General features: G+C 58.5%; 32 protein-coding genes and 1 tRNA gene. 23 read left to right on the top strand and 10 right to left on the bottom strand.

All coding sequences use genetic code 11. The annotated features are described in order from the left end of the window. Position 1 precedes the first annotated feature (1 nt). The gene (locus FIV05_RS15430; protein ID WP_152510171.1) at positions 2-1,162 is read right to left on the bottom strand and encodes a toprim domain-containing protein; all 1,161 of its coding nucleotides are present in this window, start codon (positions 1,160-1,162) and stop codon (positions 2-4) included. 56 nt (positions 1,163-1,218) lie between these two features. Here FIV05_RS15430 and FIV05_RS15425 point away from each other — a divergent pair, with 56 nt between their 5' ends. Beyond that, positions 1,219-1,917 carry a hypothetical protein gene (locus FIV05_RS15425; RefSeq protein ID WP_152510170.1) on the top strand — a complete coding sequence of 233 codons (699 nt, stop codon included), beginning with the start codon at positions 1,219-1,221 and terminating at the stop codon, positions 1,915-1,917. Here the strand turns inward: FIV05_RS15425 and FIV05_RS15420 are convergent. After that, positions 1,847-2,089, bottom strand: coding sequence for a hypothetical protein (locus tag FIV05_RS15420; RefSeq protein WP_152510169.1), 243 nt, complete (start codon positions 2,087-2,089; stop codon positions 1,847-1,849). The genes FIV05_RS15425 and FIV05_RS15420 overlap by 71 nt on opposite strands. A 5-nt stretch (positions 2,090-2,094) precedes the next feature. Continuing rightward, complete coding sequence (locus FIV05_RS15415) at positions 2,095-3,384, bottom strand: hypothetical protein (protein ID WP_152510168.1); 1,290 nt, start codon at positions 3,382-3,384, stop codon at positions 2,095-2,097. A 55-nt stretch (positions 3,385-3,439) separates the two neighbouring features. Between FIV05_RS15415 and FIV05_RS15410 the strand changes: the two genes are divergently transcribed. Further along, positions 3,440-4,123, top strand: a complete 684-nt coding sequence (locus tag FIV05_RS15410) for a hypothetical protein (RefSeq protein WP_152510167.1) — start codon at positions 3,440-3,442, stop codon at positions 4,121-4,123. A gap of 11 nt (positions 4,124-4,134) precedes the next feature. Here FIV05_RS15410 and FIV05_RS15405 read toward each other — a convergent pair whose 3' ends face one another. Genes FIV05_RS15405 through FIV05_RS15395 form a run of 3 tightly spaced genes read right to left on the bottom strand, consistent with a single transcriptional unit; the run spans position 4,135 to position 5,145 of the window. Beyond that, positions 4,135-4,644, bottom strand: coding sequence for a helix-turn-helix transcriptional regulator (locus tag FIV05_RS15405; protein ID WP_152510166.1), 510 nt, complete (start codon positions 4,642-4,644; stop codon positions 4,135-4,137). Then, positions 4,634-4,936, bottom strand: coding sequence for a hypothetical protein (locus FIV05_RS15400; RefSeq protein WP_152510165.1), 303 nt, complete (start codon positions 4,934-4,936; stop codon positions 4,634-4,636). Before FIV05_RS15400 ends, FIV05_RS15405 begins: the two co-directional genes overlap by 11 nt. Beyond that, complete coding sequence (locus tag FIV05_RS15395; protein WP_152510164.1) at positions 4,933-5,145, bottom strand: helix-turn-helix transcriptional regulator; 213 nt, start codon at positions 5,143-5,145, stop codon at positions 4,933-4,935. The genes FIV05_RS15400 and FIV05_RS15395 overlap by 4 nt, the downstream gene beginning before the upstream one ends. A 126-nt stretch (positions 5,146-5,271) precedes the next feature. Here FIV05_RS15395 and FIV05_RS15390 point away from each other — a divergent pair, with 126 nt between their 5' ends. From FIV05_RS15390 to FIV05_RS15335, 12 genes are all read left to right on the top strand, one after another. Beyond that, positions 5,272-5,604 (top strand): helix-turn-helix transcriptional regulator, encoded by a 333-nt coding sequence (locus FIV05_RS15390; RefSeq protein WP_173013862.1) that lies wholly within the window; start codon positions 5,272-5,274, stop codon positions 5,602-5,604. 423 nt (positions 5,605-6,027) lie between these two features. Beyond that, complete coding sequence (locus FIV05_RS15385) at positions 6,028-6,345, top strand: hypothetical protein (RefSeq protein WP_152510162.1); 318 nt, start codon at positions 6,028-6,030, stop codon at positions 6,343-6,345. Continuing rightward, positions 6,342-6,671 carry a hypothetical protein gene (locus FIV05_RS15380; protein WP_152510161.1) on the top strand — a complete coding sequence of 110 codons (330 nt, stop codon included), beginning with the start codon at positions 6,342-6,344 and terminating at the stop codon, positions 6,669-6,671. Before FIV05_RS15385 ends, FIV05_RS15380 begins: the two co-directional genes overlap by 4 nt. Continuing rightward, on the top strand, positions 6,668-6,889 hold the full coding sequence (locus FIV05_RS15375; RefSeq protein ID WP_152510160.1) for a hypothetical protein: 222 nt from the start codon (positions 6,668-6,670) through the stop codon (positions 6,887-6,889). The genes FIV05_RS15380 and FIV05_RS15375 overlap by 4 nt, the downstream gene beginning before the upstream one ends. Further along, positions 6,886-7,152 carry a hypothetical protein gene (locus tag FIV05_RS15370; RefSeq protein ID WP_152510159.1) on the top strand — a complete coding sequence of 89 codons (267 nt, stop codon included), beginning with the start codon at positions 6,886-6,888 and terminating at the stop codon, positions 7,150-7,152. The genes FIV05_RS15375 and FIV05_RS15370 overlap by 4 nt, the downstream gene beginning before the upstream one ends. 151 nt (positions 7,153-7,303) lie before the next feature. Then, positions 7,304-7,633: a hypothetical protein gene (locus FIV05_RS15365; protein ID WP_152510158.1), complete on the top strand. Its 330-nt coding sequence runs from the start codon at positions 7,304-7,306 to the stop codon at positions 7,631-7,633. Next, a complete protein-coding gene (locus FIV05_RS15360; RefSeq protein ID WP_152510157.1) occupies positions 7,623-8,987 on the top strand; it encodes a hypothetical protein in 1,365 nt (454 codons plus the stop codon). Before FIV05_RS15365 ends, FIV05_RS15360 begins: the two co-directional genes overlap by 11 nt. 59 nt (positions 8,988-9,046) lie before the next feature. After that, positions 9,047-9,454 (top strand): helix-turn-helix transcriptional regulator, encoded by a 408-nt coding sequence (locus FIV05_RS15355; RefSeq protein WP_152510156.1) that lies wholly within the window; start codon positions 9,047-9,049, stop codon positions 9,452-9,454. A 94-nt stretch (positions 9,455-9,548) separates the two neighbouring features. Continuing rightward, a complete protein-coding gene (locus FIV05_RS15350; protein WP_152510155.1) occupies positions 9,549-9,812 on the top strand; it encodes a hypothetical protein in 264 nt (87 codons plus the stop codon). After that, complete coding sequence (locus FIV05_RS15345) at positions 9,809-10,390, top strand: hypothetical protein (RefSeq protein WP_152510154.1); 582 nt, start codon at positions 9,809-9,811, stop codon at positions 10,388-10,390. The genes FIV05_RS15350 and FIV05_RS15345 overlap by 4 nt, the downstream gene beginning before the upstream one ends. Before the next feature lie 217 nt (positions 10,391-10,607). Continuing rightward, on the top strand, positions 10,608-10,871 hold the full coding sequence (locus FIV05_RS15340) for a hypothetical protein (RefSeq protein ID WP_152510153.1): 264 nt from the start codon (positions 10,608-10,610) through the stop codon (positions 10,869-10,871). Positions 10,872-11,112: 241 nt separating this feature from the next. Further along, positions 11,113-11,310, top strand: a complete 198-nt coding sequence (locus FIV05_RS15335) for a hypothetical protein (protein ID WP_152510152.1) — start codon at positions 11,113-11,115, stop codon at positions 11,308-11,310. 138 nt (positions 11,311-11,448) lie between these two features. Here FIV05_RS15335 and FIV05_RS15330 read toward each other — a convergent pair. Together FIV05_RS15330 and FIV05_RS15325 are read right to left on the bottom strand one after the other, a co-directional pair. After that, positions 11,449-11,524, bottom strand: a tRNA-Lys gene (locus tag FIV05_RS15330). 80 nt (positions 11,525-11,604) lie between these two features. Next, complete coding sequence (locus tag FIV05_RS15325) at positions 11,605-11,961, bottom strand: hypothetical protein (RefSeq protein WP_152510151.1); 357 nt, start codon at positions 11,959-11,961, stop codon at positions 11,605-11,607. Between the two features lie 270 nt (positions 11,962-12,231). Here FIV05_RS15325 and FIV05_RS15320 point away from each other — a divergent pair, with 270 nt between their 5' ends. From FIV05_RS15320 to FIV05_RS15310, 3 genes are all read left to right on the top strand, one after another. Continuing rightward, a complete protein-coding gene (locus FIV05_RS15320) occupies positions 12,232-14,007 on the top strand; it encodes an acetolactate synthase 3 large subunit (protein WP_055655364.1) in 1,776 nt (591 codons plus the stop codon). 29 nt (positions 14,008-14,036) lie between these two features. Next, entirely contained in the window at positions 14,037-14,609 is a 573-nt protein-coding gene (ilvN, locus tag FIV05_RS15315; protein ID WP_023000590.1) for an acetolactate synthase small subunit, read from the top strand. 179 nt (positions 14,610-14,788) lie between these two features. After that, entirely contained in the window at positions 14,789-15,601 is an 813-nt protein-coding gene (locus FIV05_RS15310; protein WP_152510150.1) for an arylamine N-acetyltransferase, read from the top strand. Between the two features lie 62 nt (positions 15,602-15,663). On the opposite strand, the gene FIV05_RS15305 is transcribed toward FIV05_RS15310, so the two are convergent. Then, the gene (locus FIV05_RS15305) at positions 15,664-16,407 is read right to left on the bottom strand and encodes a hypothetical protein (protein ID WP_152510149.1); all 744 of its coding nucleotides are present in this window, start codon (positions 16,405-16,407) and stop codon (positions 15,664-15,666) included. A 273-nt stretch (positions 16,408-16,680) separates the two neighbouring features. Here FIV05_RS15305 and serA point away from each other — a divergent pair, with 273 nt between their 5' ends. Beyond that, positions 16,681-17,925, top strand: a complete 1,245-nt coding sequence (gene serA / locus FIV05_RS15300) for a phosphoglycerate dehydrogenase (RefSeq protein ID WP_023000587.1) — start codon at positions 16,681-16,683, stop codon at positions 17,923-17,925. 115 nt (positions 17,926-18,040) lie between these two features. Here the strand turns inward: serA and FIV05_RS15295 are convergent, their stop codons facing one another. Continuing rightward, positions 18,041-19,300, bottom strand: a complete 1,260-nt coding sequence (locus tag FIV05_RS15295; protein WP_152510148.1) for a GGDEF domain-containing protein — start codon at positions 19,298-19,300, stop codon at positions 18,041-18,043. Between the two features lie 255 nt (positions 19,301-19,555). Between FIV05_RS15295 and FIV05_RS15290 the strand changes: the two genes are divergently transcribed. From FIV05_RS15290 to FIV05_RS15270, 5 genes are all read left to right on the top strand, one after another. Next, positions 19,556-19,996 carry a DCC1-like thiol-disulfide oxidoreductase family protein gene (locus FIV05_RS15290; protein WP_152510147.1) on the top strand — a complete coding sequence of 147 codons (441 nt, stop codon included), beginning with the start codon at positions 19,556-19,558 and terminating at the stop codon, positions 19,994-19,996. Next, positions 19,989-21,716 (top strand): SDR family oxidoreductase, encoded by a 1,728-nt coding sequence (locus tag FIV05_RS15285; protein WP_152510146.1) that lies wholly within the window; start codon positions 19,989-19,991, stop codon positions 21,714-21,716. Before FIV05_RS15290 ends, FIV05_RS15285 begins: the two co-directional genes overlap by 8 nt. Positions 21,717-21,818: 102 nt before the next feature. Then, a complete protein-coding gene (locus tag FIV05_RS15280) occupies positions 21,819-22,568 on the top strand; it encodes a pyridoxine 5'-phosphate synthase (RefSeq protein ID WP_152510145.1) in 750 nt (249 codons plus the stop codon). Further along, positions 22,568-23,152 carry an HD domain-containing protein gene (locus tag FIV05_RS15275; protein WP_152510144.1) on the top strand — a complete coding sequence of 195 codons (585 nt, stop codon included), beginning with the start codon at positions 22,568-22,570 and terminating at the stop codon, positions 23,150-23,152. Before FIV05_RS15280 ends, FIV05_RS15275 begins: the two co-directional genes overlap by 1 nt. A 45-nt stretch (positions 23,153-23,197) precedes the next feature. Continuing rightward, on the top strand, positions 23,198-23,821 hold the full coding sequence (locus FIV05_RS15270) for a LysE family translocator (protein WP_023000581.1): 624 nt from the start codon (positions 23,198-23,200) through the stop codon (positions 23,819-23,821). Positions 23,822-23,903: the final 82 nt, after the last annotated feature.

Here is a 23,903-nt window from a genome sequence, read left to right as displayed (position 1 = left end):
GTCAGTAACCCTTTCCGAGATCGGCAAAATCGCTGCCGACATGCGACAGCATCAGGTCCAGAGGCTTGCCGTGGGCCTCAAGCTTGGTGATCGCGTTGCGCAGCTGCGCTTCCGCCTGCGGATTGTTCCAGTCGTTTTCGCCGGCGATGATCACGCAGGAGACGAACGGGAAATTCACCGGCGCATCGCCGATGCCGTTGATGGACCCGCACGCCCAGACACGCGCCTGGGGGATGCCGCGCGCCAGGTGCAGGCAGGTTTCGCGGCCTTCGCCGAGGATCAGCGGGTGCGGTTCGGTCGAGTGCTCCGGCGGCTTGCCTTCCGGCCCGTGGGAAATCCGCATCACGGCGCCCTTGTTCGGGCATTTCATCAGCCGGCTGGAACGCGGCCGGCCCTTGCTGTCCAGCGGCAGCTGCGCCTTATGCGGCTTGAGCGGATCCAGGAAGGTCACATGGTGGTCGGCAAAGATACCGTTCCACCAGCGCATGGCGCTGACAATGGCCGGAAAGCGCGGCCCGTCCTTCACCTTGCGGAAAAAGCCTTTCGGGTCGCGTGTCCACTCGGCCAGCGTCCAGTATTCAACGTCGGGCAGATAGCGGAAGGTTGTTTTGTCCAGGGCGGTGATCCCGTCCAGATCGATCCCGCGTATCTCGATGTCGAACCGCCGGGCGTGGATCTCGGCCGGGCTGCCGGCCCCATAGAGCGCACCGGACAGGAACAGCTTTTCCGCGTCCTTGCGCTTTTTCGCTTCCTTGGCCTTGGCCTTGTCATCCTCCTGCGCCTGGCGCTGCACGGCGCGGCGCTGACTCTCCCGGCGTTCGTCCGCACTCATCCGCTGCAGGCCGACAAAATCCTTTGCCATCGCCATCGCCTGGCGGAAGTCACACCCGTGGATGTATTCGACCAGGCCCAGCACATCGCCCTTGTCGCCGGAGCGGTAGCACTTCCAGGAACCGACCGCCCCGGTGAAATAGACATGCATTTCCGCCGTCTGGCCGGGCTTGTCCTTCACCGGGTTGCTGCAGTTCCAGGTCCGGCCGTTGCGCCGGCCGTCCGGCACCAGCCAGCGGCAGACATCCTCCAGCCTGTCACACAGCAACTGCTTGACCAGCTCGACTTCGGCGCGATCGCTTCGGTCAGTCTTGAAATATTGACCAGTCATGCACTACTCCCAGTGGTTGAGAACGCGCACGAAACATCTACTAACGAGGGGGAAAGATGGAAAAAGATCGAGACTGGGTTGTGCCGGTGGCTGCCGCAGCTTTCGGAGCCATTTTCATGGGTATGATTTTCACTTTCCTCAGAGCAGAAGATTTGCTTCTGACCGAGCGCGGTATCGCCTTGGTTACATGGCTGACTTTTGGCGTAACCACCTGTGCACTCATTGCGGCCTTTGCCGGGGTGATCTACGCCATCCAACAGGCCCGCATCGCACAACAACAAGCACTTGAAGCCCAAAGAATGGGTCTCAAAAATGATGTTGGACTTCTTGTCGACTTTCTCAAGAGTTTCACTGCAGACTTCAATGCCACAAATAGCATTGCAAAAATGGTACTTAGCGAAACAACAGAACTTGCCGAATTGTCCTACAGGATCGCTAACACTGATGACTGGACAACACTTGGCAAAGTCAACCAACTTCCGAAAAACATCTCGAAAGCTTTTATCCAAGACCTGATTTCTTACTTGGAAGCACATCGGATAATCATCAAAAATGCAATACAATTTGTGGAAGTAGGAGAGGTCGATTTGGATGAGGCTCTGGATTACCAGGTAGTACTGAAGAGCAAACATCTTCGAATAGCAGAATGCTGCGTGAACACGCTCACGGAACTTTCGACGAAAGCTATGAAACTTGAGGACGACGCGAAGCATTGCCCCCCCCCTCCTCCGCCAGCGTCTGCAGGCGTTGCTTGATCTTGAAATTCAGCGTGTCGGCCTTGATCCGCGCCACGTCCAGGTCATTGGTGTTGTCGTGGATCGCCTCGGCCAGAACGTCCGCCAGAACGTAGATCACCACCTTGTTGGGCAGGTTCGCGGTCAGAAGATTGAAGGCAGCATAGACCACCGTTTCCTGTTTGTCGGTCACTGTGATCATGTCTCCACCCCACGCATGAAAATGAGGATCCTGTCGGCGCTGCGCAGGGCCAGCTGTTTGTGCACTATGTTGACGACGTTGGCGCTAACCTTCCTTGCGTCTCGATAGTAGCGCCATACCTCTCGGCCATGACATGCAGAGTGTTGGCGACCTGGTACACGTTGACGAGCGCAAAACCCGCCAATGGTTGTCGATCCAGCTTGATTTCGAGAATGCCTATGGACTACCTCCATGGGTTGAAGACTTTGGATCAGTGCATGCGTTTGGGGGATAGAATGAAAGAAGATCGAAGCTGGGTCGCACCGCTGATCTTTTGCACATTCGGCGGTGTCGTTATTGCCGCGATATTCTTGTTTTTGCGGCAGCAGGAACTGATGCTGACTGAGCGCGGCACAGCTATGGCAGCATGGCTCACGCTCGTCGTAACAGCACTTGCCTTCATCGCAGCCTTGAGCGCGTTTTTTGTTGCCATGAAGCAGATGCGCGACGGACAAGCTCAGAAAAATATTTCGATAGTGAATGAGATTAAAGATCGCCTTGAAAGACTTGAAATCGCGAGAGAAACAATACTGAAAACCAGATACATTGGATCTACGATAAAAAATGTAATAGATGGAAAAATAGATACAAAAAATATCACAGAAAAACTTAAAGACTACTCTAAAACAACTCATCTCAATGCGGTTAATATATACACAAAAGACTATTACGGCGATTTGGAAATGGAAAAAAATAATATAAGACACAGAATCATTATTCAAAATACATCGAATAATTTCCACTTTATTGCAGATACAATTGAGAGAACTGGAAAACTTCCGAGTAATCTTAGAAACGTATTCGATATTTCGTTCGAACAATTCAAAGATATCGAGAAGGAATTCAGTCTCGGAATTGAGAAACGAGAAAAAGACCTTCGAACAGAACTCAGGGAGCGGGTCGGTTTTATCTGACCAAACAATCGCCCCTAAAGCCTTCCCATGCTTGTTTCGGCCAGCTTCAAAAAGATAGTCCTGGACGTCATCGCGCAGGTTTTCGATTGCGTTCGCAGCAAGCGAAACGGTGGTAGGCGTCACGCCAGCGGCATAGACCACCGTTTCCTGTGCGTCGGTCAGTGCGATCACGTCCCTACCCCAAGCATGAACATGAGGATCCTTTGGGCGCTGCCGAGAGCCAGCTGTTTGTGCTTTGTGCCCACAGACGTTCGTGTTGGCCGCCTGACGCACGTTGGCAGGCGTTAGGTCTTCCAGCACTTGTCGTTCTTGCTTGATTTCCGGCCTATCCATGGAATACCTCCATGGGTTGAAGATTGGGGATCAGGGCAAGCGTTTGGGGGATGGAATGGCAGAGGAAAAGAGCTGGATCGCGCCGGCGGCGTTTTGCACGTTTGGTGGCATTTTCCTTGTGGCGACTTTTTCGTTCTTGAAGTTGGAAGGCTTGCTGTTCACAGAACGTGGGGCGGCATTGGTGGCGTGGCTGACGCTTATCACCACTATGCTCGCCTTTACTTCGGCGTTGTCTGCACTGTTCATAGCTTTGCGTCAGATGAGAGACGGACAAACACAAGCCGAAATAGCGATGATAGAGAATTTTCACAAAAGACTTGATCGCATCACAAAATACAAAAATTCTGCATTCTACTTCCAACAACGAAGAAACGATTACCTTCCAAAAAAAATAAATGAGGCCACATACGGAGAAATAATAAGAATACCCGAAAATTATTCGAAATTTCTCGACGAAGTAGAAGACATTTTTTTCGAAGATCATTTCGGAGATATTTTCGAAGAACGAATGACGATTTACCCAATTGCACAGGGAATACAGAAGATATTTGCACTCTTTGATGCAATGAAGATACATAAGACGGGAAATCCGGAACTTTTCAAGAATTGCATAAAAGAAGTATTTGATCAATACGATAGTATTCTTGATAGTATTTTTTATGTACAGTCTCACGCAGTAAAGCGAGAAGCTAAAATACGAGGAAAGCTTAGCGAAATTAAGCATAGACATATGGCTTAGCGACAGCATTCCTAAAGCCCTCCTATGGCTGTTTCGACCAGTTGAAAAAGGGGATCGTCGTCGGGCTCGCAGGCGTCTTCGACCCGGCCCATGGCCAGGGAAACGGCGGCATTGGTCAGGCCGGCGGCGGCCGCCAGCTGCGCCTGGGGAATGCCGCAATAGGCATGGGCCACGTAAAGCGCCCGGCCGCGCAGATCGGCGGCCCGCTTCCACACGGGATCGAAGGTCGCCCGGCGGCCCGGGTCCGAGGCCAGAACCTCGGCCACCGGCACGCCCTCGGCCTGGCAGACCAAGCCCAGGCACAGCCGATAGACCAGCAAGGGAAATTTGGGAGGTTCGCCCTTTTCAAACCGGGCAAGGGCGGTCTTGAGCTTGGCGACAGTGTCGCGGCGCGGGTCATATTCCCGCTTTATGATCCTGTAGTAATGGCTCTGATTGACACCAGCGAGCGCGGCAAGTTTGTTTGCGGAAAGCCCGAGATGCCGCCGCCGCCGTTCGATTTGCCAGACCTCATCCGTCATTCGGCTTCGCCCCCGCTTGTGCGGCCTGGGAAGCCTCGGCAATGTGCTTTTTCATCAGGTGCAGGGTTGCCGGCAAAGCGCCCTGCCCCACGGTCACGGAAAAGACCCGTGTCTCCTCGCAGTAGCGCACCCGGCGGAAGGTCACCCCCTTCCAACCGTAATAACCGGCCTGGCCGTTCACATCGTCGAGCACGGATTTATAGAACTTGGCCGGCTCGCCCTCTTGCGGCAGCAGATCCGACACGGTGACCTCGGTTGCGAAGTCAGACAGAGGAGCAAGGGCGGCACTCATGCAGCGCTCTCCTGAAGTTCCTCATATGCCTTCAGGAGCCTGTCTGCAGATATGTCCACCGCTTCCTTAATCAGAAGGAGGTTTCGTGCAGACGGGAATTTCCAGCCATAGATCCACGACTTGTACGGGCTCAGTTTGCACCCGATCCTGTCGCACATCTCCTGCATCGTGAGATTGTTATTCTTGCGGTATTCTTCGAGTGGATGCATGCAAGCTGGCCTCCGTGGAGTGATTTGCGGCTTGCATTTTGTTACCTATGGTGACAGTTTATCAACTGCGAATGTCACCATTAGTAACGTTTTCAACAGGCGAGAGTTTGTATGCTGTGTCTCGCAATGACCGATTACCCTCACAAAAACGCGCGCCATCCCGTCTACATTTTCGAGTGGCGGAAACAGCGCGGCTTCACCGCAGAGAAGCTTGCGGTAGAGGCGGGCATGACCCGCACCTTGCTCTCCCAACTGGAGACAGGGACGAAGCGTGTGAACATCGATCACTTGATTGCCCTGGCGAAGGTATTGGATTGCCACCCGAGCGACTTACTCCGGTCGCCCGAGGACAAATTCAATTCCCTAAGCCTGCTGTTCGAACACATTCCGACAGACCAGCAAGACAAGGCGCTAAAGCTCCTGTCCGCCTTCAGGGACGAACCCTCCGAGCGCACTTAAGAAACCCACACGGGTTTTTCAGCCGCTAGCACTTAATCAATCCACGTGTGTTTTCAGGGTGCCCGCACTTAACAAACCCGTGTGGGTTTTCGGTCGAACGCACTTAATAAATCCACGTGGGTTTCAGAAAAGGCCCACTTAATTAACCCACGTGGGAACAGCGACAGCCCGCACTTAAAAAAACAACGTGGGTTTCCAGCCGGTCCCGGCTCGAAAATATCACATATTGCCATAATCCCATTTTGCCGGTTCGTTTGTTTTCAAACCTTTAGGGATTTTGAGCACGAATATTTATACCAATACGTGACATTTTTCATTTCGATACCGTAATTAAGTGTCACCTATAGTAACATTTTCGCTTGACAGAAAATGCCACCTATAGTGACAATGCGCCCGTCACCAACTCGACGGGAGAATGGCATCATGCCAAGCACACTTCAGGCCACCAACACCAGAGATCTGGTGATCGGCCTTGCCGAGCTGGCGGAAGTATTGGGCATCACGCCGGAAAATCTGAAACGCACCTGGCTCAAGCTGCACCAGAAGCACGCCATGCCGCGCAAGCATGCCGCTGGCTGGCTGTGGCCGCGCGGGGCCATCAACATCTGGCTGACCAGCCAGGCCGCCGTCAGCGCCGTTCCCGGCAATGACAACGCCGGCGAAACCCCGGCCGACCTGCACCCGCAGCGGGTCGCCGAACAGCGCGCCGCCCTGCACAAGAGCCTGGGGGTGACGTCATGACCCCGAAGATGCGCACAGCCATCAAGGCCGCAATGGCCGCGCCGCACAACGCGGCAGCAGCTACCACTCCCACGCACCTGACACCGTCCGCGCGCGAGCTGCTGCTGGCGCTGGCCGGCAACTCCTGCGCCTGGCGCGGCCGCGGCTGCTGGAGCCCCAAGGGCCACGCGAAATCCTACAAGCTCAATTCCGGCGAAGCGCTTATCCGCCGGGGCCTGGCGCAGGAAGTTTCGGGCAAGGGCACAACCCGCCTGCAGCTGACCGGCGCGGGCGAATGGCTTGCCAAGGAAACCAAGGCCGGCCAGCGCGAAAGGAAGCGGGTATGACCAGGCAGCAATCCCTCATGTTCCAGCTGGCCCAGGCACAGCTGCGGGCGGAACTGAACGACATGGACTTTCCCAAGGACGTGCGCGACCAGACCAACCCGCAACTGGCCGAGGCCAACCACCACCTGCGCGCCGCCAAGGCCGCCTATGGCCGCGTGGCCCAGATCCACCGCGACAACGAGGCCAAGCGGCTGACGTTGCAGGGCGGCCGGGCATGAGCGCCGCCGGCGATTTCTTCGGATCGATCGATCCGGACAGGCTGATGCTGGCAGCCATGGTCGTGGTCGCCGCCCTCTCCATGGTGTTCGGCTGCCTCATGGCCGCCTGCATCTGGGCACTGCGCGGCCTGCACAAGGACCACGACACCATCCAGGAACCGGACCCGTTCTTCGCGCCCGGCTCTCACAACGGCTTGCGCGTTGGCCCCATCCCGGCGCGTACCCGGTCAAGTGAAACATCACGGCCGGGGCCCTTTCAATAACAACAAAATCTCAGGCCACCGGACGCCCCCCCACATTGCGTCCGGCCCGGCCCAACTCCACCGGGACCGCCCGCCACTGGTTCCGGTGTTTTCATGTCAACCTGGGCGGCCTTTGTACCGAGTGGCCGCCCGCAACTTTTGGAGTAACGCTATGACTGACAACTACGGCATCTTTTCGCCGTTGGAGATCCACACTCTCCTGTTCGGCTACGCCCTCGCAAGACCGAGAATACAACTCGGCGAGCATCTGACTGCAAGCGTTGCCCGCGAAGCAGCCTTGAAACACCTCGAAAAGGAAGGCCTGATTGACGAGAACTGGCGGACAACCGAGAGAGGCGACAAACTCGTGCACATGCTTTGCACGACGCCGGCCCCAGTCGCCATCTGGTCGGATCCGCGCAGCATGGAAAGCCGCACCGGGATAGCACCCACGCCTATCCAGATAGTCACTCTGCAGGAGGGCCAGGCCAATGAAGCGTAAGATCTCCATTCCCTACGTGAACTGGCGCGACGGCCGTCCCCGGTTCGACCCCGGTGCGAACCTGCGCGCGCTCGGCTTTTCCGGCACGGACCTGCGCCACCCCGATGGCAACAAGATCACCCCGGCCGAGCTGCAGCCCGGCTCCAAGAACCGGGGCGACTGGTTCGGCCCGGGCGAAGCCATGGACTGGTCGGCCGCCTTTGCCAAGCGCCTGGCTATCCTGCAGAAGGAACAGGCGGCCAGCGAACCGCGCCCGGCGCAAATCAAGACACCTGGTGTTTCCCGGCCGTCCCGGGCAACGGCCCCACGCAATTCCTATCCGCTCAGCCGCTTGAACGAGGACTGGCAGCGCTCGAGCGAGTTCAAGGATCTGGTCGCCGGCACCCGGCGCGACTACGCCAACAAGATGAACGCGATTGCCGAAACCGCGCCCGATGTCTGGGCCAGCGAGATCGATGCGCTTGACCGCGTCATCGTCAAGAGCGTTTACCGGCTGGCGCGCGACCGGCGCGGCAACGCCATGGCCCGCTCGATGATCCGGATCCTGTCATCCGCCATCACCTGGGGCCTGGACGAAGGCAAGTTCCGGATCCGGGAAACCAACCCCTGCCTGAAACTGAAAATGAAATCGCTGGATCCGCGCGTCCGCTTCGCCTCCCGGCAGGAGCTGGAAACCCTGGTCAAGGTGGCCGACCTGGTCAGCCGGCCGGACATGGGCGACAGCTTCATTGCCGCCGTGTGGTCCGGACAGCGCCAGGGCGACAGGCTGGCCCTGCAGGTGCGCGGCCAGGTCAAGGATCGGCTGATCTGCAAGCAGTCCAAGACCGGTGCCATCGTCAACATGCAGATTGCGCCGGAGTTCCAGCGCCGGCGCACGGCCGGGCAGATCCGCCGGCAGGAGGCCGGGGTGGTCAGCAATCAGTTGATCCTGTTCGAAAACACCTGGCAGCCATTCAACCAGAACACCTACCGCCATTTCTTCAACGACATCAGCCGCGTTGCGGTGGGCGGTCTTTGGCAGCTGCCGGACGGCGGCCTGCGTTGCCCGGTCAATGAGGGCTTCAAGTATCTGAAGCACGTCACCATCGGCCCCGTTCAGGGCACCTGCCTGGTGCAGCCTTGCCGCTCGCTCGAGGACTTCCAGGAAATGGATTTCCGCGACACGGCCGTGACCTGGCTGGCCCTGGCCGAGGCGACCATCCCGGAGATCTGCGCGGTCACCGGCCATTCGGTCCAGTCCGCCACCCAGGTGCTGCACCACTACCTGGCGATGCATCCGGACATGGCCGACAGCGCCATCGCGAAAATGGTTGCATGGTTCGAAAAGGACGGTGAAACGGACATAGGCCTATGACAATGATGAGCATCGACACCCCTTTTCCCGTGGGGTAAAACCTGCCTATAACTGTCGCAATGACGCCGAATGAAAGATTGAAAGCAGCCCGCAAGAAAGCGGGCTACCGATCTGCCTCCGCAGCCGCAAAGGACATGGGCATTGCGGTGTCAACCTATATCGCGCACGAAAATGGCCAGAACCCGCTCAGCCTGCAAAGCGCGACCATTTACAGTATGCAGTTTTCGGTTTCCCCGGCATGGCTTCTGACTGGGGAAGGCAACGCGTCCACCCAGGTCGAGGCGGAAACGGCCGAGGCCATGCTTCAGCGCCTTCCTGGGATCGAGGATCCGGAGGCGTACTTGCAGGCATACCGCATCGCGCGCGATGCAGAATACAGCGCACTTAGTGGCCGTGGCGACAAGGAAGTCTTCGCCGAAGTGGTCAGTCTAATCTACAAGATGATCCTGAAAGGCCGTGCCGAATAGAAATACAACCGCGACTAGACCAGCGGTATCACGCCCATTTCACAACCTAGCGTTAGATTTTTCACTTTCGGCAATTCTGGATATTTTTCTTCCCATGACTTTGAAAAACGGAACTAAAGAGGACCTCTTCAAAAGTCTTTTTGAAGGCAGCGCTGCTCTATCTCTGGACGAGCAGGTGCGCAATATCCTGCAGGTCTGCGAACGCCACGACGTTATGACGTTCGCAAAAATGGTCTGCCTGAAACGTTCAGGCCACCAGGAGATCCTGCTGATGCACCCTCACGAGGCACAATGCTTCATTGATGACATTGACCTGGTCCTGACAGCGATCATGTCGCAGCAGCTTTTGAAGCAATGACCGAGGGTGTGTTCACACTCGACGTGTCGGCTGTCGACAGCGGCTTCGCCAACGACGAGGCCCGGCAGTTGATCGAATGCTGGCGGCGGTCAAACGGGCTGCTGAATGACAGTCTCCTGCCTCTGTCGCGGAGACTGATCATGCTCAACGGGAATTACAATCAGCACGATGCACCGGAGATCCTGTTTGCCGGCAACGACGCCCTGGCCAGCCGCATCCTGGGAGACGGCTGGGCCAGACACCCGGAAACGGGCACGATGGACACTGACTATCGCTGTCTGATCAGCGAGGCCTACCGGGTGGCCATCCTGCAGCGCCGCCCGGTGTTCGACCTGGTGTCAACGACGCTGCACGCACAGGGCCGGTCCATTCATTTGCGCTACCACCGGGTTATTGTGCCTCTTGAGACGATGCAGGGAGCGCCTTTTCTAGGCTGCTATTCTTTTCCAGCCGGAACGGATCTGCCAGTTGCTCCTGGGAAACCAGACGGTGTATGCCTTCCACGCCAACAGCAACGAAAACGAGGTCAAGCAGGTCCTTTTGTAGCGGCGGATTTTCCCAGTCATGCGCGTGCCTGACACGGATTGTATAGCCCCAGTTCAGATCGTATCCCGCATCAATCATTGGCGGCCGCATGTAGCCGTAGATTAGCGACGGTCGCCACAGAAACCAAACGGACAGAATCAGAGTCCTCTGGACTAGGCCGAGCAGGTTCCGTCCCCGATGGCTCTTGCGTACGGCCCCCTCGCCGATATAGGCGAACGATCCCGTATAGCGAGCAGCGAAGTTGCAGGCATGCGGCGCCAGCTTTGCCGGCTGGCCGTCTTCGCCGGGAAACGACCGCGTCCAGAATTCGTGCATGAAGCGCTGCAAGCTCCAGCCGGAAATATCATCGAACCGGCTGGCGCACGTCGCTACGCATTTGCCGTTTTCGTCAAAAGCCCCGATCCAGTGAACCCGGCCGGGTGGCAGCGTATTGATGGATTTTCTCAGATGCTCACCGACACTGGTCTTGCCACACTCGGTCTCCGCCTTGGCAAGCTGATCGACGTCTTGTGACATCCTGACTTCCGCGACACCGCATTGCCTGATCTGCCGCTCCAGCGAGGTTATTGCCCCAGCCATGCGGAGGACATCGATGCTCCCGTCTTCCATTTCAAGTTCCCTAATGCAAATCCGGTTGCAGTGTAGCTATTTTTGCCGATACCGCATGCCCTGATTGCGATTTACATTTCAGATGTTAAATTGACATAATTAATGTTAATTGCAGATTTCAATCAGCCGGGGAGGCAGATAGAATATGGGAGTTTCTCAAGCGCCGCCACACATCGCCGACCGGCACCTCGAGGTGGCGCAGGATCTGGCCAGACTGGTCCGGATTATCACCGAGACAGCCGAACAGGATGATTGGAACGACGCCCGCCAGGGGCTCCTGAGATTGTCACGTCAAATAGAACAGAAGCTTGCAGACGCCCGGGAGGCTATCGATGCCGTGTGATATTTCGGACGGAACAGGAACAGAACAGACCGTACGAATTCGCACGGCATTCGTACGGGTTCGTATGTTCACGCCACGTTCACAGCGCAAGAATTGCGCTTTACCGCAATTTCTTCAGCAATTTCAAAGGAAGGTTGATGGTGGGTGAGTGGGGGCTCGAACCCCAGACCCGCTGATTAAGAGTCAGCTGCTCTACCAACTGAGCTACACACCCAAAGCGACAGGGCCGCGAGAACCGCGCGGCACGTCGGATGGCGGTTGTATATAGTGCGATCCGATTTGGCGCAACGGTTTTTATGACAATTTTTTATCATGGCCGGTCTGCGGGGAATGCAACCCGGAGAAAATCCGCAGACGCCGGAAGGAAAGCTCGTTAACGCCGCCCGAAAGGCAACTTTCAGAAACATCTTCGATCTTTTGCGCAATTTTCGAAATTAAGGCTTGACCGGTTTTATCCGCCTGACTAGGGTGCGGCGCATCAAGACCGGGGCAGACGTGACGGGCTTGGGCCAGCTTGTTGAAGTCGTTGTCATATCGGCTTGCCTCAGGTTGGCGGGACAAACCCGGTTCCGGGAGTTCCACAACGACGTCGAACCGGGCCAGACGGCCTGCAGCATCAAAGGACCGGGACGACATGGCAATGTCGCTCATTCTAGTAGTAGTAGGAAAGCGCGCCTCCGCGGCGGGATAACCCCGTACGGACAGGATGGCGCGCGACCAAGGCTCCCAAAGGGGCCTTTTTTTGTACCCGCCTCCTGACCACGCATTTTCCACCACTGCCCGGATCTTTGACGCCGCATGCGTCAGGCCAGACAGACAGTGTTGTATCAGTCCGCGCCCGATCGGGCAGGATTGACAGAAGAACAAACAGTTATGTGAGCCAAAGCCTGATCCACAGGCGAGAATGCAAGGACGAAACGAATGACACGGGAAATGACCGGCGCCGAAATGGTCATCCAGGCGCTGAAAGACCAGGGAGTTGACACGATCTTCGGCTACCCGGGCGGTGCTGTGCTTCCCATTTACGACGAGATCATTCAGCAGGAAGGTCTGGAGCATATTCTCGTACGGCACGAACAGGGCGCAGGCCATGCCGCCGAAGGCTATGCCCGCTCCACCGGCAAACCGGGTGTTGCCCTGGTCACCTCCGGTCCAGGCGCCACCAACATGGTGACTGCCCTGACCGACGCCATGCTGGATTCCATTCCGCTTGTCTGCATTTCCGGCCAGGTACCGACCCATCTGATCGGCAACGATGCCTTCCAGGAGTGCGACACGGTCGGCATCACCCGCCCCTGCACAAAGCACAACTGGCTGGTTCGCGATGTCGACGACCTGCCGCGCATCCTGCATGAAGCCTTCTACGTCGCCACTTCCGGCCGTCCGGGCCCGGTTGTCGTCGACATTCCGAAGGACGTTCAGTTCGCGACCGGCACTTACCAGGGCCCGACGCCGAACCCGGCTGCCGCGCACAAGAGCTACCGTCCGCAGCTGAAGGGCGATGCCTCCAGCATCCGCATGGCCGCCGAATTGATGGCGAACGCCAAGAAACCGGTTCTCTATACAGGCGGCGGCGTGATCAACTCCGGCCCGCAGGCCTGCCAGTTGCTGCGCGAACTGGTGTCGCTGACCGGCTTCCCGATCACCTCAACCCTGATGGGACTCGGCGCCTATCCGGCGTCCGGAGACAACTGGCTCGGCATGCTGGGCATGCATGGCACCTACGAAGCCAACATGACCATGCACGACTGCGATGTGATGATCTGCATCGGAGCCCGCTTCGACGACCGTATCACCGGCCGGACCGATGCCTTCTCGCCGAACTCCAAGAAGATTCATATCGACATCGATCCGTCCTCCATCAACAAGACGATCAATGTCGACCTGCCGATCATCGGCGATGTCGCCCACGTGCTGGAAGACCTGGTGCGGATCTGGCGATCTTCTTCGCTGAAATCCGATGCCAAGGCCATGAAGGACTGGTGGACGCAGATCGATCAGTGGCGGGCACGCAACTCGCTGGCCTACAAGCCGAACAGCGACGTCATCATGCCGCAATATGCGATCCAGCGGCTCTATGAACTGACCAAGCACCGCAAGACCTTCATTTCCACCGAAGTCGGCCAGCACCAGATGTGGGCGGCCCAGTTCTACGGCTTCGAGGAGCCGAACCACTGGCTCACCTCCGGCGGCCTCGGCACCATGGGCTACGGCCTGCCGGCTGCCATCGGTGCGCAGGTGGCCCACCGCGACGCGCTGTGCGTGGACATTGCCGGCGATGCATCGATCCTGATGAACATCCAGGAAATGTCGACTGCCGTTCAGTTCGGCCTGCCGGTCAAGGTGTTCATCCTCAACAACCAGTACATGGGCATGGTGCGCCAGTGGCAGCAGCTGCTGCACGGCAACCGCTTGTCCCATTCCTACACCGACAGCCTGCCGGACTTCGTCAAGCTGGCCGAGGCCTATGGCGGGGTTGGGTTCCGGGTCGAAAAGCCGGGTGATCTGGACGGGGCAATCGAGGAAATGATTGCCGTCGACAAGCCTGTCCTGTTCGACTGCCGCGTAGCCAATCTGACCAACTGTTTCCCGATGATCCCCTCGGGCAAGGCTCACAACGAAATGCTGCTGCCGGACGAAGCCAACGACGAAGCGGTTGCCAACGCCATCAGCGCCGAAGGCAAGTCGCTCGTTTAAGGTGAAATAGGCAAAAGGACTTTAAGAAAATGAACGCACAGAATGTTGATGCGCCTTCCGCCTATTTCCTGGCCGAAGTCAGCAACGAAATCGAAACCCACACCCTATCGCTGCTCGTGGACAACGAGCCGGGTGTCCTCGCCCGCGTGATCGGCCTGTTCTCCGGCCGTGGCTACAACATCGACAGCCTGACCGTGTCGGAAACCGAACACGAGAAACACCTGTCCCGCATCACCATCGTGACCACCGGTACCCCGATGATCATCGAGCAGATCCGCCACCAGCTCGACCGGCTGGTGCCGGTGCACCGGGTGACCGACCTGACCGTTCGCGCCAAACGCACCAACCAGGACAAGCCGCTGGAACGTGAGCTCGCCCTGGTGAAGGTGGCAGGCACCGGTGAAAAGCGCCTGGAGGCCTTGCGCCTTGCAGATGCCTTTCGCACCACCGTGATCGACGCGACGACGGAACATTTCGTCTTCGAGATCACCGGCCGGACCTCCAAGATCGAGCAGTTCATCTCCATCATGAAACCGCTCGGTCTGGTCGAAGTCTCCCGCACCGGCGTTGCTGCCGTTCAGCGCGGACCGGAAGGCCTTTAAGGGGTCGCTTTCTGATCGCAAGGCCCGTCGCATCCCGTGCGGCGGGCCTTTTTTGTTTTCCTGCGCATGTTGAGGCAGCACACAGCAGGCCAGGCGAACTCCCGCCGCCGTGTTCCTTGGCAACAGCCGAAGACTTGCCTACATGCAGCGGACACCTCGAAACCGGACAGAGCCTGCCCATGCCCTTCGATCTTAATTTCTATCTTGAGCGAATTGGCCTGCAGACGTGCCCGGCCACCCTGGATGGCTTGCGGGCCCTGCAGGCAGCCCAGATCAGCGCAATCCCGTTCGAAAACGTTATGCCTTTTCTTGGCAAGGTTCCGGAGCTTGGCCGGGACAGCCTCTGGCAAAAGCTCGTTCAACACCGTTGCGGCGGTTACTGTTTCGAGCTGAACTCTCTGCTGGGTGACGCACTGGCAGCCATCGGTTTTTCCTCCCGGCAGGTGCTTGCCCGGGTTCGCATGGGGGCGGCGGAGGGTGGAGCACGCTCACACCTTGCCCATGTCGTGACGTGTGATGGCAGCGAATGGCTGGTCGATGCCGGGTTCGGCGGCCAGGCTCCAGCCGAGCCTGTGCGCATTTCAGAGGAACGCCAGCAGATCCGCGACCAGGTCTACAGGATCCGCTTTGAAGCTGTGTCAGAAGAGCACGTACTGGAACGACAGACTGAGGAGGGTTGGTTCGCGCTCTACGGATTTGACCGGGTAGACGTCCGCTCTGTCGACATTGAAGCCGCCAATTTCCTGTGCGCCGCCTCGCCCAGGCAGTCCTTTGCGGGCAGCATGAAATTCTACCGGCTGACGGATAGGGGTTTCATCAGCTTTCTGGACGGCCGGGCACGGTTTGTCGGTGGTGGCAACAAGCGGGAGTGGCTGATCGAGGAAGCGGAAGACCTTGGCCGTTTCATGCGCAACGACCTTGGCCTCGGATATGACGACGACACGGTGCGAGCCATTGCCCTGCGCTTGAGGGATCTGCACAGCCTCGTCTGAATTGGGCGCAACAGCACCGCAATACCGAGAGGCCTGCGGCATTTCCACAGGCCTCGCCTTCCCTAAAGCTTGCTCTCGATATTGATCGTCAGCGTCTTGCGCAAGGGGGCATCGTCCGGTCCGCTCATCGGCGCGACGTGGTGCCAGGAATTGTAGGTCTTCACGAACAGGACACACTGGTTTTCCTCAAACGGGAATGTCTTCAGCGTATCTACATCCTCGAGAGGCATCGCCTTGTTGATGTGGTTGAAGACCTTCGTCCGGTCCTTGGGAAGGCACACCGCCGTGCCGCCACCCCATGCGTGATCCCAGCTTCCAGGCTCCATCATGGACAGAACCAGCGTGATCAATTTATGCGGAGCGTCGGTATGCGGCAGGATCTGACCGCCGTTTGCCGGCATCATCGAGAACTCGAACCGGGCACTGATCTCGGTCTGGCGACGAAGGCGACTCAGCAGGCTGGCCTTCCGCTGCCCATCCTTCGCAATCACCTTGAGCCGGCGCAGGCCCAGGTCGATATTGTTGGCGGTCAACATATCCAGCACGTTGTCTATGAAGTTCTCGGATTTCACATAATCGTAAAACGCTTTCCAGCCAGGTGTCTCCGACAGGAACTTGTAGTAGTTATCCGGGTTATTGATATCGGACAGAGAATATTTGTGTCCGAGGTTTGGCATGTATTTGAACAGATCCTTGTCAGGATAGCTCTCGACGAGTGACCGGTACATTTCCGGCGGCAATACATCTGTTACATAGCAAACGGGATATGGCTCGTAATCGAATTGAGGCCCGCTCAATTTCAACATGGATCGGGGTCCCTGCTCTCGCTTGGTGTTGGATTTTATTCAAGCAGCCGGTTGGAGATCCGGCCGTAACGCGCCCCCGCCGCTTATTGGCACAGGCTGTCGTCCGTCAGCAACCGCTTTCACAAACACCGGGGTGACAAAACGCGCGGTGTCGGCTTGCGTTCCATCAAAACGGCGCCCTAGACGCGACGTGAACGAGCGCGTATACGACACGCGCGCTGTTAGCGCCGATCCGGCGCGATTCAAACCAATCAGACCAAAAGGCATTTCGCCATGATTCACGGTCTCTCCCGGCCGAAAAACCAGATCCGCTGGCTGCTGCTGGAAGGCATTTCGCCGACCGCGCGCGCGGTTCTTGAAAAACACGGTTATACAAACGTTGAAGTCCTGTCCGGAGCCCTGGAAAAGGACGCGTTGATCGACAAGCTGCAGGGCGTCCAGATGCTCGGCATCCGCTCCCGCACCCAGGTAACCGAAGAGGTTCTGGAAGCGGCCAAGAGCCTGGTTGCCGTCGGCTGCTTCTCCGTCGGCACCAACCAGGTCGACCTCAAGGGCGCGCTTACGCGCGGTATCCCGGTGTTCAATGCCCCCTTCTCCAACACGAGATCCGTGGCCGAACTGACCGTTGCCGAAATCGTCATGCTGATGCGCGGCGTCTTCCCGAAATCCACCGCTGCCCACGAAGGCCGCTGGATGAAAAGCGCTGCCGGTTCCCACGAAGTTCGCGGCAAGACACTTGGTATCGTCGGCTACGGCAATATCGGCACGCAATTGTCGAACCTGGCCGAAGCCATGGGCTTGCGGGTGATCTACTTCGATCTCGTCGACAAGCTGCAGCACGGCAACGTGATGCCCTCCGAAAGCCTCGATGGCCTGCTGGCTGAATCCGATGTCGTGTCCCTGCATGTTCCCGATACGCCGGAAACGCGCGACATGTTCGGTGCTGACCAGATTTCTAAGATGAAGAAGGGCGCGTTCCTGATCAACAACGCCCGCGGCAAGGTTGTCGATATCGACGCTCTGGCCGCCGCGCTGAAGTCCGGTCACCTGGCGGGTGCTGCCATCGACGTCTTCCCGGTCGAGCCGAAGTCCAACAAGGACGAATTCCTGTCGCCGCTGCGCGGCCTCGACAACGTCATCCTGACCCCGCACGTGGGTGGTTCGACGGAAGAAGCCCAGGACCGGATCGGCGAGGAAGTCTCCAAGCGACTGGTGGAATACTCCGATGTCGGGTCCACCATCGGCGCCGTCTCGTTCCCGCAGGTTCAACTGCCCAAGGGCACGTCGGCCACGCGTTTCATCCAGGTGCACCACAATGCTCCCGGTGCCATGCGCACGCTGAACGACCTCTTCACCCGGCACAACCTCAACATCTGTGCCCAGTACATGCAGTCCCATCTGGACATCGGCTACGTTGTTCTGGATGTCGACAGCCCGGTGGAAGATCCGGTCAGCATTCTGGAAGAGATCCGCACCCTGCCCAACACCATCCGGGCAAGGCTGCTTAACCGGGTCTGATCGTCCCGGCCTTCAGAAACGACAAAAGCCCTGGACCGGTTCCAGGGCTTTTTCTTTTTCGGCGCAGCTGTCCGACCCGTCACTCAACCGAACGATCGCGGGTGCCACAGAAGGTCTAATCAACAGTGACCGGGCTGAAGACCCGGTTGCGCCCCTGTTTCTTGGCTTCATAAAGCCGAAGGTCTGCCTGCCTGAACAGGGCCTCCATGGTCTCGCCGTCCTGCGGCGCACTGGCCAGACCGATGCTGACCGTCACCTTTTCCGGAAGATAGATCTTGCTGAAACGCTCGATCGCCTTGCGCAGCCGCTCGGCCATGGAGGTCGCGCCTTCCACCGGCAGTTTCTCGCACAGAAGCACGAACTCTTCGCCGCCGACCCTGTAGAGGTGATCGTCGGAACGCAGGTTGTCGGCCAGAAGCCGGGCAACCATCTTCAGGATCTCGTCACCGGCCTGATGGCCATGCCGGTCGTTCACCTGCTTGAAGTGATCGATGTCGATCACGAGCAGGGACATGGGCCGGTTTTCCTGCAGGTTCTTGGCGAGGATCTTGGGCGCATTCTGGTCGTACTGGCTGCGGTGAAGCGTGCCGGTCAGGTGATCGCGAATGGAAGCTTCCAGAAGCTTGTGATAGCGCTCCCGGTAGGTCAGCACCTGAAACACGTCCTTGAAGGACCTGTTGGTGAGCCAGCTGCTCTCGTTGTCGAAATACTTCAGGTAGAGGATGAACAGCGCCGTATAGACCAGCGTCGCCACCATCTTGGCCGCCCAGCCGCCGACAAACACATGCCAGGGCGCACCGGAAACATAATGCAGCGCCAGGAAGAACCCGGCCTGGTCGAAAGTCAGCACTGCCGCGCCGCAGATCAGGAAACGCAGGCCCAGGTGCCGCCCGACCCAATTGCCGATCCGCTCATAAAGCACGATGATCGCGATCGCGTCGACAAACAGCAAGATGGTGCCCCAGACCATCAGCAGTCCCATTTCATCGATAAAGGCGAAATCCGGATTGCGGCCGTCCGTGACCGAGATGGTATCGTGGTTCCGCAGGATCATCACCAGCGCGACGATCAGGAAGTTGCCGATCAACAGGCCGTAGATCGGCTGGCGGACGATCAGCGCATCCTCGCGGATGTAAAGCAGCAGGATCATCAGAAGCTTGCCGGAAAAGAGCACTGTCGACCCGGGGGAGACGATGCCGAACGGCAACTCGATGTAAAAGACGCTGGCGAGATATGTTTCCAGGAAATGCATCACACCGAGCGCGCACATGAAGACGCCGATACCGATCACCTGACGAGCCCGCAGAAGGCTCATCATGACGATGAAATAAACGGCTGCCTGGGCCAAGAGGAGGAGCGCGTTGGAGATGGCCATGGATTACCTGGTAGTTTTCTCGATCCGAGACCTCGATGTATGCATTGATTCTCGTTCGGATCGACACCGAAATCGGTTTCAGTCCGGAACAAGCTTAAGAATCGGGCCCCTTGCGCCCAGTCTTAGAGGAAACGGCGGAACCTGAAAACCTAGTCGTAATACTGTACTGCGACCTTGTGCGGGCTCGCCGAACCCTGCGTTGCAACCCTACATGAGAGGTGGAAACCTGTCATTGCCCGCGAAAGCCCCAAGACGATGGATACCAGACGCAACGTCAAACCGGTCCCGCCTGCCCTTGCAGAGTTGCCGGACAACCTGATCGTCTTTGATGGCATTTGCGTTCTGTGCTCCGGCTTTGCCCGGTTCGTCGCCAGGCACGACCGGACAGCAGGCTTTCGCTTTGTCGACGCCCACTCGGACATCGGTCAGGCACTCTACCGGCACCACGGGCTCGACCCGCAGAAGATGGAAACCAACATCGTTATCTGCCGCGGCCGGGCCTTCACCAAAATGGCGTCCTTCACCGCAGCCATGAAAAGTCTCGGCTGGCCCTGGAAGGCTCTCACGGTGCTGGATCTTCTGCCGCGCAGGCTCGCGGACTGGACTTATGACAGGATTGCGCAAAACCGCTATCGGTTCGGCAGACGAACCTGTCCCCTGCCGTCGGCGGCGCTGAAGGAACGGCTCCTTGACTGAACTTTCCCGAAGGAAGCGGATCGTCGTTCTCGGCGGCTATGGCGTTTTCGGCGGAAAGCTGGCCGAGGCGCTGCTGAGGCACGAGCATCTGGAGGTCATCGTCGCGGGCCGCAGCCAGCGAAAGGCTGAAGCCTTCTGTCGCCGGCATGGCGGCACTGCCGCCTTTCTGGATCGGACGGCACCTGATTTCGCTGCTGCCCTTCTCGCCCTTCGGCCTTTCGTCACCGTCGACGCCGCCGGTCCGTTTCAGGCCTACCGGCAAGCCCCCTACGCTGTTGCGGAAGCCGCGCTTGCAGCCGGCAGCCATTATCTGGATCTTTCCGACGATGCCGGGTTTACCAGCGGTATTACCGCGCTCGACGAGCAGGCACGCTTGCGCGGACTGACCGTGCTTTCAGGCGTTTCCAGCGTACCGGCTCTCTCTTCGGTTGCGGTCGAAGCTCTTCGGGATGAGTTCTCACAGGTCGACCTGATCGAAAGCTCCATCCTGCCGGGTAATCGTGCACCTCGTGGCCTCTCCGTCATCGAAGCGATCCTGACCCAGTCCGGCAAGCCCGTTTCCGTCTACCGCGATGGCGGATGGACAAAGGTCATCGGCTGGTCCGGTCTCTCCCGGCGCCGGATCGGCCCTGAAGGCAGCAGCGGTCTTTCAAAGCGCTGGTCGAGTTTCATCGGCGCGCCGGATCTGACACTCTTTCCCAAGGTCTACAACGCCCGAACAGTGCTGTTCCGGGCAGGACTTGAACTCTCCCTCCTTCATCTGGGTCTCTGGGCTCTTTCCTGGCTGGTGCGTCTTCGCCTTGTCAGGTCGCTGCAAGCTGCCGCGCCACTCCTTCGCACTGTCGCGGGCTGGTTCGAACGGTTCGGGTCCGACCGCGGCGGCATGGAAGTCCGGCTTGCCGGGCTTGGCAAGGACGGCCAGCCTTTGGCCGCCAGCTGGACACTGATTGCGGAAGCCGGCGACGGGCCCCATATCCCGGCAGTCCCGGGCGCTATCTTGTGCAAGCACCTCGTTGAGGGTGTTGTTCCAGCCGGAGCGCGGCCGAGCCTTGGAGAATTCAAGCTGACAGACGTCGAGGAGGCCACCGCTCATCTGAACGTTCGCACCTTCGTTGCAAAGCAGGCTGCACCGGTCTTGTTCCAGCAGGCTCTCGGCAGCAGCACCTTCAAAGCTTTGCCTGAAGAGATCCGCTCCCTTCACACAGTGTTTGATCGCCGGCAATGGACCGGTGAGGCAGAGGTCACGCGCGGCACCTCATGGCTCGGCCAGTTGCTGTGCCGTATTGTCGGCTTTCCGCCCGAAGCAGATGCAACTCCGGTGAAAGTGACAATCGATCGGCAGGGCGACAAGGAAATCTGGCAGCGCAACTTCGGCGGCAAGACTTTCCGGTCCGTGCTCAGCCTGTCAGGAGCACTGGGGTCCGGCGTGGTTCAGGAGCGTTTCGGACCAACGACTTTCAACATTCACCTGAACCTGAAAGGCGATGCACTCGCCTATCCCGTTCGCAGTGGCAAGCTGTTTGGCATTCCCTTGCCGCGCTGGTTGTTGCCGATCAGCGAAACAGCCGAGACGGCGCCGGATGGCATCTTCCACTTCGACGTCGAGATCTCCCTGCCCGGCCTCGGGCGGCTCGTGCGATATCAGGGGTGGCTGAAGCCCCTCCAACACAAACTCGCGGGAAAGCCGACAACAACCAACACTGAAAAACATTGTCTCTAGTGACAATTCCTCGTTTGACTTCAACGGCTTTTGACACAATCTTGCGAACCTGACCCAGTCTCTTAAAGCCAGATCAGAACCGTTTTCACCGGACTATCAATCATGCCTGCCGTTTCGCGCCTTTCCGTCAATGTCAACGCCATCGCCATGTTGCGAAATCGCCGGGATCTGCCCTGGCCGAGCGTGACTGGCCTTGCGGCCATCGCGATGGAAGCCGGCGCCAAGGGCATCACCGTGCATCCTCGTCCCGATGAACGCCATATCCGCAAGACGGACGTGTTCGAGCTGTCCGAGCTGATCGAGGACAGGTTCCCGAACAAGGAACTGTGCCTGGAAGGCTATCCGACCCCCGATTTCATGAAGCTGGTGGAGGAAGCTCGCCCCGAACAGGTCCTGTTCGTGCCGGACGACCCGCAGCAGTCCACCTCGGACCATGGCTGGGACTTTTCGAAAGACACCGGCGCGCTGGAAACGGCAATTGCCGCCGCCAAGGAGTGGGCAGTCACGGTCTCGCTCTTCTGCGATCCGGACCCGGCTGCCCCCGAACACGCTGCCAGGCTTGGGGCAGAGCGTATCGAGATCTACACCGGCCCCTATGGTGCCTGCTACGATGACCCGGCACGCGCCGAAAAGGAACTCGACAAGATTGTCGCCACGGCGGAAGCTGCCCAAGCCTGCGGGCTCGGCGTCAATGCCGGGCATGATCTGACCGTCGAAAACATTCCTGCCCTGATGGCGCGCGCCCCCTTCATTCGGGAAATGTCGATCGGCCACGGCTTTACCGCCGATGCGCTGATCCATGGCTTTGCCGAAAGCGTTGCCCGCTTCCGCCGGGCCATGGGCGAGATCTGATGCACGACACTTTGGCAAAGCAGGTCGCGTTTCTTCTGGAAACCGACAAGCTGAAGGAAGTCGTCCGGCTGAACCAGCTCACGGGTGGCGCCCGGCGCGAGACCACGGCCGAGCACTGCTGGCACGTGATCCTGCAGACGCTGACGCTTGCCGAGCACGCCCCTGCCGGCACCGACATCAACCACGTCGTCAAGCTGCTCGCCGTTCACGACCTGGTCGAGATCGACGCAGGCGACCACTGGGTCACTGACGACAACCGGGCCGGCATCAAGGATCTGGAACAGGCAGCCGCAAGCCGACTGTTCGCCCTGCTTCCCTCGTCGCAGGGCCTGGATTTCAAGGCTCTTTGGCTGGAGTTCGAAGCCAACGAAACACCGGAGGCCAAATTCGCCAACGCGATGGACGCGCTGCATCCGATGGTGCTGGTCTTTGCATCCGGCCTGGACGATCCGACCCATGAACCCATTTCCGCCGAAGCGTTGAAGCTGACGAAGGAATCCCGCCTGTCTCCCTTCCCGGGTCTTTGGGATTTTGCCCAGGACCTGCTGAACCAGGCCGTACGCGACGGCCGGCTGCTGCCCTGAACCACCCCTCCGGCTGCACCCCGCAGCCTTTTCTCGAGAACCGAAATGCCGATAGATCTTTGGCTCGTCTTTATTGCTGTCTCGCTCCTGCCTGCCGTCAGCCCCGGCCCGGCAGTCATGCTGGCCATTTCCAACACGCTCCGGTTCGGCCGTAACGCGACCCTCGCTTCCGCGGCAGGCAATGCCACGGGACTGGTAATCCTTGGATACGCGGTCGCCCTTGGCTTTGGCGCCCTGATGGCAGCCTCCGCCGTGGCCTTCACGGTGCTGAAGGTCATTGGTGCCGCCTATCTCATATTCATCGGCCTCAAGATCTGGCGCGACAAGTCTGCCTTTCACGTGGAGGATGGGGTCCTGATTGCCCGCAAAAGCCCCAGAAAGCTGTTCCTGGAGGCGCTGCTCGTTTCCGTCACCAATCCGAAGGCCATTCTGGTCATAACCGCGCTGTTCCCGCAATTCATGCGCGCCGACGGCATCGATCTCACGGAGATCTCGGTACTGTCCTTCACCTACGCCGCATTGTGTTTCGCCAACCATGCCGCAATTGCCTACGCAGGCGGCCACATGCGCCGTTTCCTGACGTCTGCGAAGCGCATGCTGTGGGTACGCCGGATCACCGGTACGCTCTTTGTCGGCTTTGGTGCTGCACTGGCCGCAGCCAGCCGGTAACAGCTGCACGCTGGTCGGTCGTTTGAGGATCACGGTAGGGGGCGAATCCGATAGACTCGCCCCTAGCCTCCTTCAACCGGAC

The organism is Labrenzia sp. THAF191a (genome assembly GCF_009363335.1).
Taxonomy (GTDB): Bacteria; Pseudomonadota; Alphaproteobacteria; order Rhizobiales; family Stappiaceae; genus Roseibium; species Roseibium algicola.
Note: the sequence above shows the minus strand (reverse complement) of the source record. Positions and strands in the feature narration are given on the sequence as shown.